The organism is Reyranella sp., assembly GCF_044224635.1.
In the GTDB taxonomy this organism is placed as follows: Bacteria; Pseudomonadota; Alphaproteobacteria; order Reyranellales; family Reyranellaceae; genus Reyranella.
The window spans coordinates 16,621-30,634 of sequence record NZ_JBGAKA010000042.1; the positions used below are offsets into that span (position 1 = coordinate 16,621).

Sequence of the window (14,014 nt, forward strand, 5' to 3'; positions counted from 1 at the left end):
CCGAGTCCGACGTCGGATTTTCATGGACCTCGCTTGAGGCCTTTCCCTTCTGCCCCCTTTGGGGGCACCTCCCCCGTAAGATGACGTAAAATGGGGAAGGAATTCGAGACGTGCAGGATCGCATGAGCGTCCAGCCCATCCGCCCCGTCCTCCAAGGCCAGAAGGCCCTGGTCGTCGGCATCGCCAACGACCAGTCGATCGCCTACGGCTGCGCCCGCGCCTTCCGCGATGCCGGCGCCGACCTTGCCGTCACCTGGCTCAACGCCAAGGCGCGTGCCTATGTCGAGCCGCTGGCGCGCGCTCTCGAGGCGCCGATCGCGCTCGGGCTCGACGTCTCCGAGCCCGGCCAGCTCGAAGCGGTGTTCGCCGAGATCGAGCGGCGCTGGGGACGCCTCGACATCCTGGTCCATTCGATCGCCTTCGCCCCGCTCGACGACCTGCGCGGCGGCCTGCTTGACTGCTCGGCCAAAGGCTTCGCCAAGGCAATGGACGTGTCCTGCCATTCCTTCGTGCGCATGGCGCGGCTCGCCGCGCCGCTGATGAGAGACGGCGGCACGATGTTCGCCATGAGCTACTACGGCGCCAACCGCGTGGTGCCCAACTACAACGTCATGGGCCCGGTCAAGGCGGCGCTGGAGGCGTCATGCCGCTACCTGGCCTACGAGCTCGGGCCGCGCGGCATTCGCGTGCACGCCATCTCGCCCGGTCCGCTGAAGACGCGCGCCGCCTCCGGTCTCAAGGATTTCGAATTGCTGCTGAACGAGGCCGCGCACAAGGCGCCGCTCGGCGAGCTGGTCGACATCATGGATGTCGGCTGGACCTGCGCCTACCTGGCGACGCCGTTCGCCCATCGCATCACCGGCGGCACCGTCTATGTCGACGGCGGCGCCAACATCGTGTCCTGACATTCCATGAGCGATCCCGGCGTCATCACCGTCCTCAATGCCGGCTCGTCGAGCATCAAGTTCGGCCTCTATGAGCCGGGCGTTGACGGCGTGCTGTTGTATCACGGCCAGATCGAGCGCCTGGGCGGTGCGGCACACCTGAAGGTTTCCGATCGATCGGGCAAGACCGTCGCCGAGCAGAGCTGGCCCGATGGCACGCTCGACCATCGCCGCGCCACGGCAGAGTTCCTGGAACTCGGCCGCACCCTGCTGGCTGGCCGGCCGGTCGCGGCGTTCGGCCACCGCGTCGTGCACGGCGGTGTCTGGTTCTCGCAGCCGACCCGGGTCGATGCGGCCGTCCTCGCCAGGCTCGCCACCCTCGTCCCGCTGGCGCCGCTGCATCAGCCGCACAATCTGGCGCCGATCGAGGTGATCGCCGAGGCGGCACCGCACCTGCCGCAGATCGCCTGCTTCGACACCGCCTTCCATCGCAGCCAGCCCGAGCTGGCCCAGGAGTTCGGCCTGCCGCGCGCGCTTACCGACGAAGGCGTGCGGCGCTATGGCTTCCATGGCCTCTCCTACGACTACATCGTGGCCCGCCTTCGCGAGAGCGAGCCCGATCTTGCCGGGCAGCGCCTGATCATCGCCCACCTCGGTAACGGCGCCAGCCTGTGCGCGGTGCAAGGCGGCCGGAGCGTCGCCAGCACCATGGGCTTCACCGCGGTGGACGGACTGATGATGGGCACGCGCACCGGCACGCTCGATCCCGGCGTGCTGCTCTACCTGATGGAAGAGCACGGTTACGACGCCAGGCGCCTCGAAGACCTGCTCTACCGACAGTCGGGCCTTCTGGGCGTCTCCGGCATCGCCTCCGACATGCGGACGCTTCGCCAGTCCGCCGAACCCGCGGCGGCGCACGCGGTCGCTCTGTTCGTTTATCGGATCGTGCGCGAGATCGGCTCGCTGGCGGCGGCGATGAGCGGGGTCGACGTTCTCGTCTTCACCGCGGGGATCGGCGAAAATGACGCCGCGACGCGAGCCGAGGTGGTGCAGGGATGCGCCTGGCTGGGCTTTGCGCTTGACCCTGTTCGGAACGGGGCTGGCGGCGGACAGCGCCGCATCAATGAAGCAGGGGCGCGACCGGTGCTGGTCGTGCCGACCGACGAGGAACGGATGATTGCCCGCTATACCAGCGCGGCCTTGAACCAGGAGGGAGAGCAGCCATGACCAAGATTCTCACCGTCAAGGAGCTGCAGCAGAAGATCGCGCTCGCCGAGGCAGCGAAGGCGTCGGCGGCGCTGAAGGCGCACGAGGCGGCCGAAGCGGAGAAGCGCGAGTTGCTGGACCGGATGACCCAGCCGTCCGGCCTGAGCGACGACGAGATCGTCGAGAAGGCTTCCGTCATCGTCAACCGCGCGGTCGAGAACGGGCTGACCTCGGTGCAGGTGTATCGCTTTCCCCATACGCTCTGCACCGACAACGGCCGCGCCATCAACCAAGCCGAACCGGGCTGGGAGGCGACGCTCACCGGCATCCCGAAAGAGATCTACGAATTCTGGAAGCGCCAACTCCAGCCGCGCGGCTACCACATCCGCTACGAGATCCTCGACTATCCTGGCGGCATGCTGGGCGATGTCGGCGTGACCCTGAGCTGGGGGTGAGGCGGGCTCTCACGTCTCCCGCCGATTGGAACAGGCAAGGAAGCCACCGAACGAGGGAAGTTCCTCGCGACGCAATGCTGTCATCCCGAGCGCAGCGAGGGACCTTTGAGGCAACAGAAAAGATCCCTCGCGACGCTCGGGATGACAAATTCTTTGTCGCGCGCATCGCACGTCAGGATCGGAATCTGAAGGTTACAGGCCCAGCGGGGGGCAAGCGTCGCTTGCGGCTCCGCAACGAGTCGCGCGCAGCCGGTGCTCCCTCGCACGCCCGCCAAACACACAGCGAGCGCACGCTATCGGCGGAAGGCGGGAGGCCGGTTCCCACGCCGGCCTCGCCGCTTCCGCTTCCCACACCTCGGCGGAGCCTCATCGGCTGCCACCACCCACGCACCGAGGCCCCGAAAATAGGTTGCACCCGGGGCGCAAACGAGGCGGCGCGGGCGCCGTTCATCGAGCGATTCACCCGGTTCGTCGAGTATCGGTGGGAGCCTTGGATGCGGATTCCGCTGAATTCGGCCGAGTATTCCGATTGATGTCGGCCACTTGATTCCGATTGAAGCCAGCCATCGATTCCGCTCGATATCGGCCGAGGTGGCGGACGCCTGCTGGCGCTTGTCGTTTGCCATCGCGATGGGGAAGCGCCGCCGGTCCACGCAGCGGATCGTCCACATATCAACGGCCTTGGTTGATGCGGCCGGTCAGGTGGGCTTGACCGGCGAGACGAGCCTCGTGCGCAGCGAGTGGCCCTTGAGCTTGGGAGGTGGGCGTTGTGGACGATGCGATCGAGGATGGCGTCGGCGAGGGTCGGCAACAGACGTGATTGGGCCGACCCTTCGAGACGCGGCCTACGGCCGCTCCTCATGGCGAGGCCATGCTTTGGTGGTTCAACCTAAGACGATCAAGCTCTAGCCAGGCTTCAGCGCGAGCTCGAAGACGACCTCGCCCTTCTCGCGGCCTTTGTCGGTCCAGCCGTTCAGCCGATAGAAACGGTCGGCGCGGCTGCCGGGGTCCGTCGTGAGCGTCGCCACCGTGTGCCCGGCCCGGCGCAGGTCCTCGCAGGCGAGCGGCAGCAGCGCGCGGCCGATGCCGCGGCCCTCGTAGTCGGGATGGACGAACAGCGCGAAAATCGTTCCGTCGCGCGGGTCGGCGGCCGAGAAGCCCTGCACCGCACCGTCCTGCTCCCACACCCAGAAGGTGCCGTTCTCGTAGAGCCAGCCCGCGGTGTCGGCCACCCGGGAAACATTTCCCGGCGACAGCCGGTTCTCGCGCACGGCGTGGCGCACCTCGGTGATGCGCGGCGCATCCGCGATCGTTGCCTTGCGAATCATGCCGTTCCTATAGCGCCCACCCCACGCGCGCGAAATCCCAGCGGGCGCCGGGCACCGACTTGGTCTGAAGATTCGCGAGCGTGGAACCGGGGGTTGGTTCGGCTACTTCGCCTTGAGCCGGGCATCGAGGAAAGCCTTCGTCATCGCGAACGAATCGGCCGCCGCTTCGGGATTGCCGCCAATCATGTGGCCGGAACTGGTGACTACGGGCAAGGTGCCGAGGTCGAAGCTGTGCAGCGCACCGGGGTAGACCTTGATGGCGGGCGGACGGGGGTCTTTGGCTCTCGCCGCAACCGTCCCGAGGCAGAGGTCGGCCGGAGTCCAAGTGTCGTCCTTGCCGATCAGGACCATCAGGTCCGTGACATACGATCGCATTAAAGCGTTTGAGAGTGAGGTGTCCTGTGAGAGCCACAGGCCTGGTCCGGCGTGCGCGTGCCGCCGGCGTGGGTGCGATTGCCGCCGCTCTCCTGACCGGTTGTTCAAAGATCGACCGCCACGTCACCGTCTACCAGACCGACGATCGCGGCGGCCTCTATCCGGCCGACACGAGCAGTGGCGAGCCGACCTATCATGTCGGCTGGCGCATCTTCCGCTGACGACGACGCCGCTGCGGCGGCGGTGCTGTCATCCCGCGGCTGGCCTTGGCCGCATCAGCGGCCTCGCCGATGCATCGGAGACGGGCCAAATCATCAGAAATCACTATGCCTTGGGCGTGTAAACGCGCCGGCAAGCCTTATAGCGATAGGTCATATGGAATATCCGGGCTCCGCTGCCCGGCTCGAACGTCAGGTAGAACTCTCTATTATCCTTGTCTATGCCGACAACTTTTCCGGAACCATCAGGCTGCAGCGCCTTCAAATCGACGGTGAATGAATGGTTCCGTATTGCGCTCGTGCTCTTAAAAGTGAGCGTGTTCCCCTTTATGTCGACCTGCCCGTAGGCAGGGCTGGTCCATTCCGGCCCGGTACTCACCGTGCCGCCACCGCACGACGTCGACATGCCATTCTCCAGGGCGCCAACGGCAGCCCACGACGCGTCTGCCGCGCCGGAGATGTGAGAAGCACCCGCGAGCCCAATCAAAGTCGCGAGAAACAACCCTAGCTTCATGATCGCCTCCTTTGGTTGCAATTGTCCTGTCCTGACTCGATCCGTCAAGGATTTGCTTCATCTCTGATCGATGCGGCGGCCCCGGAGCCTGAGCCCCATGGCTCCTGCAAAAAAGCGGGCGGTTGTGTAACCCGGGTTACACAACGCGCGCAGCCCGGGTGCTAGCATCGCGACAACCGCCACGGCGATGAGGCTCTATGCGATACCCAACGTTATTGGCGAAGGCAGCACTCGCACTGGTGTTGCCGTTTGTCCTTGCGCACTGCGCAAGCCTGCAGTCCATGCGAGAGCCGCTGACCTACGATGCGAATTCGGTCGGGGGGCCAAACAGCGGCGCTGTTCTGGAACTGTGGCGGCCGGCCGGAGCCGGTCCGTTCCCGGCGGTGCTGGTCTTGCATAGTTGCAGCGGCGTCACTGACAACACCCGGGCCTGGGCGGGTCGTCTGGTCGGCTGGGGCTACGCCGCGGTGATCGTCGACAGTTTCGGGCCACGCAATCAACGCAGCCTCTGCGACCACACGAACTTCATCCCCACTACCCTGCGTGCGCAGGACGCCCACAACGCCGCGATTTATCTGCGCACCTTGCCCGACATCCAGGCCGATCGGATGGGGATCATAGGGTTCTCCCACGGTGGCGGGACGACCCTTTATGCCGCAATCGGCGAAGAAATTCCTGTCGGACGCGGCGGCCGCCCGTTCCAGGCGGCGGTCGCCTATTACCCCCCATGCTCGGGTGGGAAGATCCTGACGCCGTTTGCCACGGACCTTCTGATTCTGGTCGGCAAGAACGACACCTGGACTCCGGCCGACCTCTGCGTCAGGACGGTTGAGGCGAGAGCCCACCAGGCCCGTCCGCCTGCAATCAAGGTCTATCCCGGTGCGTTGCACAGCTTCGACATTGCCTACTCGCCCATGCTCTCCAGTACCGGCCACATGTTTGGCAGCAACCCCGAAGCGGCGGCCGATTCGTTCGCGATGACGAAGGCTTTCCTCGATGCGCGGCTCAAGGTGCAGTAGGAACGAACCTCGGTCCCACGCTCGCGAATTTTCAAGCTGGGTCGGCGCCCCCGGGTCAACTAGCTTGACAGGGAATCGGCCAGCCTGCACACGAACGGGATGACCAACGCGCCCAGCCTGCGTCCCGGTGACCGCGTTCCGGATTTCGTCCTGCCGGGGCTCGACGGCAAGCTGCGCAAGTTCGTCTGGTCGTTCACCGGCGCGCCGGTCTGCCTGCTCGCCGTCGACACGCTGGCGACGCTGGAGGCGCCGCCGTTCGCCGCCTGGCTCGCCGCCTGCGCCGACGCGGCTGTCGTGCCGGTGGTGCTCGCCGGCGATCGCGTGGCCGATGCCGCATCGCCGTGGGCCAGGCTGGGCGGCAGCGCCGAGACGCCGCTGCTGCTGTGCGACGCCGAGCGCAAGTTCCTCCCCGCCCTGCTGGCGCAAGGCGCCGGTGGGCTGGGCTTCGGTGCCGGCGGCGGGCTGGTGAGGCTGCGCGCGATCGTGCTCGATCCCAACCAGCGCGTGGCGGCGAGCTTCGACAGCCGCGTGCTGCCGGCCTCGGCCGAGGCGATGGCCGCGATCGCCCGGTCGGTACGCGCCGACGGCGGCGCCGACCAGCGTCTCGCCACTCCGATGGCGCCGGTGCTGGTGCTGCCGCGCGTCTTCGAGCCGGAGTTCTGCACCCAGGTGATCCGCCTGTGGAGCAAGGGCGACCACAAGGACAGCGGCGTGTCGAGCCGCTACGGCAACGTCAACGTCGCCGAGCTGAAGCGCACCGAGGACTACACCGTCGTCGAGCCGATGATGCTGAAGGCGATCTCCGACCGGCTGGCCTATCGCATCGGCCCCGAGCTCACCAAGGCGTTCGCCTTCGATCGGCAATTCACCTTCGACGCGCATGTCGTGTTGTCGTACTCGGCCGAAGGCAAGCACTTTTTCGGTGCCCACCGCGACAATGGCGCCCCGACGACGGCCGACCGCGCTTTTGCGGTGTCACTGAGCCTCAACGACGATTTCGACGGCGGCGAGCTGGTCTTCCCCGAATACGCCGCGGTCCGCGTCAGCCCGCCCGCCGGCAGCGCCGCCGTCTTCTCCTGCTCCCTCCTCCACCAGGTGCTGCCGGTGACGCGTGGCCGCCGCTTCGTGCTGACGACGTTCTTCCGGCAGAAATAGGCAGCCTCGAGGGCACCTCTTTCGTGTCATCCTAAGCTCTCATGTCATCCTGAGCGCAGCGAAGGATCTCATCGCCAGAAGATCCAAAGCACCTTGAGCCCGGCGGCGATGAGGTCCTTCGCTAATCTAATCTGAAGTTCCCGCGGACTTCTCTCAGCGTCTAGAGCGAAAAGGATCGATGCGATCGGCATTTGTGCTGGGTCGAGCGACTTGACGACCATGCAGAAAAGTTGGCTCTCTCAAGAGCGGAACTTCAGACTAATCGATTGGATGAGCAGCAATCGAGTCACGCCCGCGACAGCGGATCGTTGACGCCGTCGAGCGGCCAGATCGGGCGGCGCAGGCGGGTGAATTTGAGGCGGCCGATGTCGGGCGAACAGATGCCGCCCGAGTCGACGACGATGACCTCGCGCGCGATCGGGCCGTAGGCAGCCCGGAAATGCTGGACGCTCTTCACAACCAGCACGCTCTTCGCCGTCGGGTCGATGCCCTGGCTGAGGAAGACCTGCAGGTCGATGGTCTGGATGCGGCGCGAGATGGTGACGATGTCGATGCCGTCCAGCCGCAGCACCGCCGTGGGGCCCATGGTGGTCTCGACGCCGGCATTCATCGGCCCGTCATTCTTGAAGACGCCGTCGGACAGCATCTTCACCACCACCCTGGCCTTGATCGGTGCGCCCATCGTCGGGTCGGTGTGGCCGCCCAGGCTGACCTCGATCTCGGCACCGACGCCGGCCTGCATCGCCTGCTGCACCGTCGCCGGATCGTAGATGGTGCCGAACGCGACGTTGTCGATCCCGCATCGATCAGCGCCTGCAGCACCGGCGTGGTGTCGTTGTAGCCGCCGCCCCCGGGATTGTCGGTGCCGTCGGCGATCACCAGCGGCCCCTTCTCTCCGGCGCCGGCACCGGCGCGCGCGGCGGCGATGCCGTCGGCGATCGGCTGGTAGGTGCTGGCGCCCCCCTCCTCGCGACGGCGCCACATGTCGTCGATCAGCTCGTGCGCGATCGCGCGGGCGCGCGCCTCGACGCCGGGCTCGTGGCTGATCGCAACCGATGGGCCGGTATAAGGAATGTCGGCCCAGGTGAAACCGGCCTGGATGCTGACGACGTCGATGCCAGGCTCCTGCTCGAACCGGTCGGCCTTGGCCAGCATATCCAGCATCAGCCCCGGCTTGGTGGTGCGGCCGTGCTCGGCGCCCTCCAGCATGGCGGGCTGCACCAGCAGGCAGCGCGGCCTTTTCTTGCCGTCCATCGCCTGCTGCACCAACGCGGCCGCCTGCGTGGCCCGTTCGTAACCGTCGATATGCGGATAGGTGCGGTAGCTCACCAGCGCATTGGCGTTCGTGGCCATGCGCTCTGTCGCGTTGGCGTGCAGGTCGAGCGTCGTGGCGATCGGCACGTCGGCGCCGACGACACCGCGCAGCAACTCGAGCAGCGCACCCTCGGCATCGTCCTCGGTCTCGGTCACCATGGCGCCATGTAGCGACAGGCAGATGCCGTCGAGCTTTCCGGCGGCGCGCGCCACGCCGACGATGCGATCCCGGATCGTCTCCCAGCACTCGCGCGTCAGCTTGCCCGAGGGCGTGGCGTTGGCCGCGCCCGCCCACACCGGCTGCCAGCCGTACTTCTTCACGGCATCGATGTAGGCGCCGACCTCATTCCGCGTGCCGGTGAAATGCGGCACCATCGCCTCGCCCTCGATCAGCCAGCGCTTGCGGTAATCCTCGAGCGTGGTCGGCAGCATCGAGAAGGTGTTGGTCTCGTGCATGAACTGCGCGATCAGGACGCGGTACGCCATGGCCGATCCCTCGCCTACAGCTTCGCCGTCTTGAGCCATTCGGCCTGCCCTTCCTCGCCGTCGACACCCATCGATTCGAGGAAGCGGCAAACCATCATGTAGTAGCCGATGGTGAGCGTGAGCTCGACCAGCGCGCCCCGCGACAGCAAGGCCGCGACCGGCTTCAGGGTCCGGTCGGAGGCGCGCACGTTGCGCACGACGTCGTCGGTGTAGCGCAGCACGGCCTTGTCGTTGTCGCCGAAGGCGGGTGCCTCGATGGTGGCGTCGCGCAGGGCGGTGATCTTCTCCTCGGGGACTCCCACCTCGCGGGCAATGCGCTCGTGCTGGAACACCTCGTAGGCGGCACGGCTCAGGCGACCGACTCGCAGGATCGCGAGCTCGCGCAATTGCGCATCGAGCTCGCAGCGATGGAGCAGCGCATTGCCCATGCGCGTAAAGCCTTTGATGCCGCTCTCGGAGTTGGCCAGCATGCGGTAGATGTTGAGGTGCGGTCCGAGCTTGTGCAGAAACTCGGCATGCCGGCCCTCGGCCTTGTCGATCTCGTAGTATGGAATACGCGACATGGTCACCCCTCGAATACTCCTCCCCAAGCGAAGCTTGGGGAGGCGAATGACGGGGAACTTGTCAGATCAGACCGCGCCTAACCAGAGGATTGAGCCAGCGGCCGAAAGGGCCGGTGAGCACGATCGGTCTCTCGAGCACAATCAGGGCGATGCACGGGTCTCCGGGATCGGCGATCGGCTCATGCTGCTCGGGGCCGGGGCCGACGGCAAAGTCGCCGACCGCGTAGTTGCCCGTTGAATCGGTATAGCCGCCTTGCAGAACCACCGTGTACTCGGTGCCGACATGGCGATGCATCGGCAGGCCGCGGCCGGGTGCCAGGCGCAGCAGCGAGACGCGGTGCGTGTCGCCCGGAAGGCTGAGCCGGATTTCCTCGAAACCGCCGACTGCGCGCCGCCAGGTCGCGGACAAGTCGAGATGCCGCAACAAGGGCGGCGGCGCCCAGTCGAAGCCGGGGCGTCGCACCGGGTGTCCGATCGTCTGCACGGAGGGCGAACGCGCCTCGACCGGAACGCTGTCGATGGCGGCCAGGGCGCGCGCCAGCGCCGCGTCGCCGGGGTCGAGCTCAGCCGCCGGCTCACCCTCCAGCATCGCGCCCGCGAGCGCGCCCAGCCGGCCGACCGCGCGCCGCGCGTCCTGGTCGAGCGCGACATGCAGCGCCACCGCCAGCTCGGGACCGGCCGCCAACGTGCCGGCTGCATAGTCCAGCAGCAGCTCGTCGGGAGCCGGATGGCGGCTACTCATAACGCGTCCTTCTCCAGTGCCTGGCGCAATCGCCCGAGGGCCATGCGAATGCGCGACTTCACAGTGCCGAGCGGCAGCTTCAGCTCGTCGGCGATCATGGTGTGCGACTTGTCCTCGAAGAAGGCCTTCTGGACGACCACCAGCTGATCCGCCGACAGGGTGCGCAGCAGCTCCTGCAAACGGCTATACGTCTGTCCGGCGAGAACGGATTTGTCGGCGTCGTCGTCCTCGGGGGCGAAGACAGTCAGCCAATCCTCCACCTCTATGGCGGGCTTGCCGGTACGGCGCAACAGGTCGATGCGCTTGTTGCGGGCGATGGTGTAGATCCAGGTCGCGGCGGAGGCGCGGCTGCGGTCGAAGCTGGCGGCCTTTCGCCACACCACGATCAGCGCCTCCTGCGCCACTTCCTGCGCGCTGTCGGAATCGGCGCCGCCGCGCATCAGGAACGCCTTCACCTTCGGTGCAAAGTAGCGGAACAGCCCGGCGAAGGCGGCGCGATCCTGTCGGGTCGCGATGGCCTCGATCAGGTCGGCCGCTTCCTCGGGCGACAGCATCGCCGCCTCAACGGGTCCTCAGGCCCGGGCGACGCCCGGCGGATGGGCGCCGAGGTCCCAGAACAGCCCGGTCATCAGCCTCAGCCCTTCGCGCGCGACCGGCGCCAGCAAGTGCTCGTTCGGCGCGTGCTGCGAGCAGGCGGCGTAGGAATGCGGCACCCACACGGTGGGCAGGCCAAGGATGTCGGTGAACACTTCGTTGGGCAGCGAGCCGCCGAGATTAGGCAGCATGTTGGGCTTCTGGCCGGCCGTCTTCTCGATCGAGCCGGCGGCGAACTTCGCCCATGGATTCTCCGGATCGAGGCGCGTTGCGTGCATGATCACGTCGCGCGCCGCTTCGAGCTCGACGTCCTGGTAGCCATGGCGGTCGAGATGGCGGCGCAGCGCCGGCAGGATATCGTGCGGATCGGTGCCGACGACGAAGCGGAGCTGGCAGTAGGCGATGGCCGAAGGCGGGATGGCATTGACCGGCCGGTCAGGGTTGCCGGTCTTGAAGGCCAGCACCTCGAAGCTGTTCCAGCCGAACACGCGCTCGACCGGCGTCAGCGCCTCCTCGCCCCAATTGGGATCGATCTTGGGCGCGCCATCGCCCGCATCGATATGGGCATCGGCGAGCGCGGCACGCACCGAGTTGGTGAGCGTGGTCGGCCGCCATTCCGGCACCTTTATCTGGCCGCGCCGGTCGGTGATGGTGGCGAGCGCGTGCGCCAGCACGATGCCGGGATTGGAGAGCAGCCCGCCCCAGTTGCCCGAGTGGTGCCCGCCTTCGCGATAGGTGAGCTTGAGGTTGAAGTTCATCGTGCCGCGCGTGCCGCCGAAGATGGTCGGCCGGCGATGATCGAGGCGCGGTCCGTCCGAGCCGATCAGGGCGTCGGCCTTCAGCGCGGCCTTGTTGACCTTGCAGAAATCGGCGAGGCCCGGCGAACCCGTCTCCTCGCCGGTCTCGATCAGGACGGTCGAATTGAAGCCGAGCGCGCCGCGCTCCTGCAGCACGCAGGCGAGAGCGGCGATGTTGATGGTGTGCTGGCCCTTGTTGTCGGCCGTGCCGCGGCCGTACATGCGGTCGCCTTCGATGACGATCTTCCACGGCGACAGGCCGGAGCGCCATTGATCGTCCTGGCCGCGGATCACGTCACCATGGCCATAGGTCAGCACCGTGGGCTTTGCCGGATCCTCGACGCGGCGGGCGATCAGGAACGGCCCGTATTCGGCGCGCGGATTGGGCAGCACCGTGCATTCATAGCCGAGCTTCTCGAGAGACTCGGTCATCTCGCCCGAGACGTACTCCTGCAGGGCCGGCATGGAGTCCTTCTCCTGACTGGTGGTCGGGATCGCCACCCGCCGCTGCAGCTCGGTCAGGAAACCACCGTCGTCGAAGTACAGTTCGGCGCGCGCGATGGCGCCTTCCCGGGTTCCGTTCGTCATTTTTCCCGTCCTGTTCCAGCCATAGACTAGCAGACTAGCACTGTTACGACCCCGACAGGGCACCCGCGACGAAGGCCACGGTGACCGCCAGGGCGCCGAGCCAGGCGGCGCCGGGATTGGCGGCAGCGCGTGCCGCCAAGCGCACGATCGACTGGCACCAGCCGGGCTTGCCATTGATCCACACCGCCGTCAGCAGCCCTGCCACGCTGCCGATCAGGACGGCGTAGGAGACATGCGTCAGCGCTACGCCCCAATCGTGATAATGGGCGGCCCATCGCGAGAATGCCGTCGCAACAACGATGACGGCGAACACCATCGCCATCGGCAGCAGCGTCGGCCACAGCACGATCGGCTGGCGTTGCGGACCCTCGGTCTGCAGCGCCGCCGCCGTCATGAACGCCATGAATCCGCCTGAACACAGGAGCAGGAACGCCAACCCGATGCTCACAGCCCGCCCCCTGGTTGCCCGAATCCCGCTCGTCTCAGTGCCATCGCCGTCACCGTCACCCAAGCCTGCCTGCCCACCATGCCGGCGGATGTTTAGCGTCCCTTTTGCCCGCTTCATAGAGGTCGTTGGGTAACTGGCGTGCGCGGCTGAATTGTAGGCAAGATGGTGCTTTCCGGGAGGGCAGAATGCTGACAGCGGGGCGCGTCGTTTTCACCGATATGGAAGAAGTCCGCTACGGCAAGCCGGCCGGCCAGTCGGTGGCGGCGCTGGTCGAGAGCTACGGCGCCGAGCGGGTGTTCGTGATGGCGAGCGGCACGCTCGACCGCGAGACCGACGAGGTCGAGAAAGTGCGCCGCGCGCTCGGCAACAAGTGCGTCGGCACCTTCGCCAGCATGCCGGCGCACTCGCCGCGCTCGGCGGTGATTGCCGCCACCCGGCAGGCGCGCGAGGCCAAGGCCGACCTGATCGTCACCGTGGGCGGCGGCTCGATCACCGACGGCGCCAAGGCGGTCCAGCTCTGCCTCGCCAATGGCATCCAAAGCGTCGAGGAGATAGACAAGATCCGCGCCGCCGACGTCAAGGCGCCGGTGGTGCGTCAGATCTCGATCCCGACCACGCTGTCGGCCGGCGAGTTCTCCGGCATCGCCGGCGTCACCAACGAGGCGACCAAGGTCAAGGAGATGTTCCGCCACCCCCTCACGATCCCCCGCGCGGTGATCCTCGACCCCGAGGTGACGCGGCACACGCCGATGTGGCTGTTCCTGTCGACCGGCATCCGCGCCGTCGATCACTGCGTGGAGGGCGTCTGCTCCAACGAATCGACCGAGTTCACCAACGCCTCCGCCCTGCACGGCCTCGGCATGCTGGCGCGCGGCCTGCCGCGCGTACTGGCCGATCCGAAGGACATGAAGGCGCGGCTCGATTGCCAGATCGGCTCGTGGCTGTCGATGGGCGGGCTGGCGGCCGGCGTGCCGATGGGCGCGAGCCATGGCATCGGCTACGTGCTGGGCGCCGTGTTCGACGTGCCGCACGGCCACACTTCGTGCATCATGCTGCCGTGGGTGATGCGCTGGAACAAGCCGGCCAACGCCGACAAGCAGGCCGCCGTCGCCGCGGCGATGGGCCATCCCGGCAAGGACGCCGGCGACGTGCTCGACCAGTTCATCGCCGACCTCGGCATGCCGAGGACGCTCGGCGCGGTGAAGATTGGCCGCGAGCATTTCGAGCGCATCGCCAAGCAGGCGATGGGCACGCCGTGGGTGCCGCGCAATCCCCGCCTCATCCATGGACCGGCCGAGATCCAGGAGATATTGACCCTCGCCGCCTGA

17 protein-coding genes are annotated in these 14,014 nt (G+C 66.9%); 7 read left to right on the forward strand and 10 right to left on the reverse strand.

The features are described 5' to 3' along the window. Positions 1 to 122: 122 nt before the first annotated feature. From fabI to ACILR9_RS28330, 3 genes are read left to right on the forward strand one after another with little or no spacing between them, the layout of a single operon-like run. Entirely contained in the window at positions 123 to 905 is a 783-nt protein-coding gene (gene fabI / locus ACILR9_RS28320; RefSeq protein WP_395713327.1) for an enoyl-ACP reductase FabI, read from the forward strand. A gap of 6 nt (positions 906 to 911) precedes the next feature. Further along, on the forward strand, positions 912 to 2,111 hold the full coding sequence (locus tag ACILR9_RS28325) for an acetate/propionate family kinase (RefSeq protein ID WP_395713328.1): 1,200 nt from the start codon (positions 912 to 914) through the stop codon (positions 2,109 to 2,111). Next, positions 2,108 to 2,545: a hypothetical protein gene (locus ACILR9_RS28330; RefSeq protein ID WP_395713329.1), complete on the forward strand. Its 438-nt coding sequence runs from the start codon at positions 2,108 to 2,110 to the stop codon at positions 2,543 to 2,545. The genes ACILR9_RS28325 and ACILR9_RS28330 overlap by 4 nt, the downstream gene beginning before the upstream one ends. A 905-nt stretch (positions 2,546 to 3,450) precedes the next feature. Here the strand turns inward: ACILR9_RS28330 and ACILR9_RS28335 are convergent. Both ACILR9_RS28335 and ACILR9_RS28340 read right to left on the reverse strand, forming a co-directional pair. Continuing rightward, complete coding sequence (locus tag ACILR9_RS28335) at positions 3,451 to 3,873, reverse strand: GNAT family N-acetyltransferase (RefSeq protein WP_395713330.1); 423 nt, start codon at positions 3,871 to 3,873, stop codon at positions 3,451 to 3,453. Between the two features lie 102 nt (positions 3,874 to 3,975). Next, positions 3,976 to 4,224, reverse strand: a complete 249-nt coding sequence (locus tag ACILR9_RS28340; RefSeq protein ID WP_395713331.1) for a hypothetical protein — start codon at positions 4,222 to 4,224, stop codon at positions 3,976 to 3,978. Positions 4,225 to 4,274: 50 nt separating this feature from the next. Between ACILR9_RS28340 and ACILR9_RS28345 the strand changes: the two genes are divergently transcribed. Continuing rightward, on the forward strand, positions 4,275 to 4,469 hold the full coding sequence (locus ACILR9_RS28345) for a hypothetical protein (protein ID WP_395713332.1): 195 nt from the start codon (positions 4,275 to 4,277) through the stop codon (positions 4,467 to 4,469). Positions 4,470 to 4,572: 103 nt separating this feature from the next. On the opposite strand, the gene ACILR9_RS28350 is transcribed toward ACILR9_RS28345, so the two are convergent. Next, positions 4,573 to 4,980 carry a hypothetical protein gene (locus ACILR9_RS28350; RefSeq protein WP_395713333.1) on the reverse strand — a complete coding sequence of 136 codons (408 nt, stop codon included), beginning with the start codon at positions 4,978 to 4,980 and terminating at the stop codon, positions 4,573 to 4,575. 215 nt (positions 4,981 to 5,195) lie between these two features. On the opposite strand from ACILR9_RS28350, the gene ACILR9_RS28355 reads away from it, so the two are divergent. Continuing rightward, positions 5,196 to 5,999 (forward strand): dienelactone hydrolase family protein, encoded by an 804-nt coding sequence (locus tag ACILR9_RS28355; protein ID WP_395713334.1) that lies wholly within the window; start codon positions 5,196 to 5,198, stop codon positions 5,997 to 5,999. Between the two features lie 99 nt (positions 6,000 to 6,098). After that, a complete protein-coding gene (locus tag ACILR9_RS28360; protein WP_395713335.1) occupies positions 6,099 to 7,154 on the forward strand; it encodes a prolyl hydroxylase family protein in 1,056 nt (351 codons plus the stop codon). A gap of 286 nt (positions 7,155 to 7,440) precedes the next feature. Here the strand turns inward: ACILR9_RS28360 and ACILR9_RS28365 are convergent, their stop codons facing one another. From ACILR9_RS28365 to ACILR9_RS28395, 7 genes are all read right to left on the reverse strand, one after another. Beyond that, entirely contained in the window at positions 7,441 to 7,896 is a 456-nt protein-coding gene (locus tag ACILR9_RS28365) for an MlrC C-terminal domain-containing protein (protein WP_395713336.1), read from the reverse strand. Continuing rightward, positions 7,803 to 8,954 carry a M81 family metallopeptidase gene (locus ACILR9_RS28370; protein WP_395713337.1) on the reverse strand — a complete coding sequence of 384 codons (1,152 nt, stop codon included), beginning with the start codon at positions 8,952 to 8,954 and terminating at the stop codon, positions 7,803 to 7,805. Before ACILR9_RS28370 ends, ACILR9_RS28365 begins: the two co-directional genes overlap by 94 nt. Before the next feature lie 14 nt (positions 8,955 to 8,968). Then, entirely contained in the window at positions 8,969 to 9,517 is a 549-nt protein-coding gene (locus ACILR9_RS28375) for a carboxymuconolactone decarboxylase family protein (RefSeq protein ID WP_395713338.1), read from the reverse strand. Positions 9,518 to 9,578: 61 nt separating this feature from the next. Further along, positions 9,579 to 10,259: a ChrR family anti-sigma-E factor gene (locus ACILR9_RS28380; RefSeq protein ID WP_395713339.1), complete on the reverse strand. Its 681-nt coding sequence runs from the start codon at positions 10,257 to 10,259 to the stop codon at positions 9,579 to 9,581. Further along, a complete protein-coding gene (locus tag ACILR9_RS28385) occupies positions 10,256 to 10,813 on the reverse strand; it encodes a sigma-70 family RNA polymerase sigma factor (protein ID WP_395713340.1) in 558 nt (185 codons plus the stop codon). Before ACILR9_RS28385 ends, ACILR9_RS28380 begins: the two co-directional genes overlap by 4 nt. An 18-nt stretch (positions 10,814 to 10,831) precedes the next feature. Continuing rightward, positions 10,832 to 12,238, reverse strand: a complete 1,407-nt coding sequence (locus ACILR9_RS28390; RefSeq protein WP_395713341.1) for a M20 family metallopeptidase — start codon at positions 12,236 to 12,238, stop codon at positions 10,832 to 10,834. Between the two features lie 43 nt (positions 12,239 to 12,281). Next, positions 12,282 to 12,641: a hypothetical protein gene (locus ACILR9_RS28395; RefSeq protein ID WP_395713342.1), complete on the reverse strand. Its 360-nt coding sequence runs from the start codon at positions 12,639 to 12,641 to the stop codon at positions 12,282 to 12,284. A 233-nt stretch (positions 12,642 to 12,874) separates the two neighbouring features. Here ACILR9_RS28395 and ACILR9_RS28400 point away from each other — a divergent pair, with 233 nt between their 5' ends. Beyond that, entirely contained in the window at positions 12,875 to 14,014 is a 1,140-nt protein-coding gene (locus ACILR9_RS28400) for an iron-containing alcohol dehydrogenase (RefSeq protein WP_395713377.1), read from the forward strand.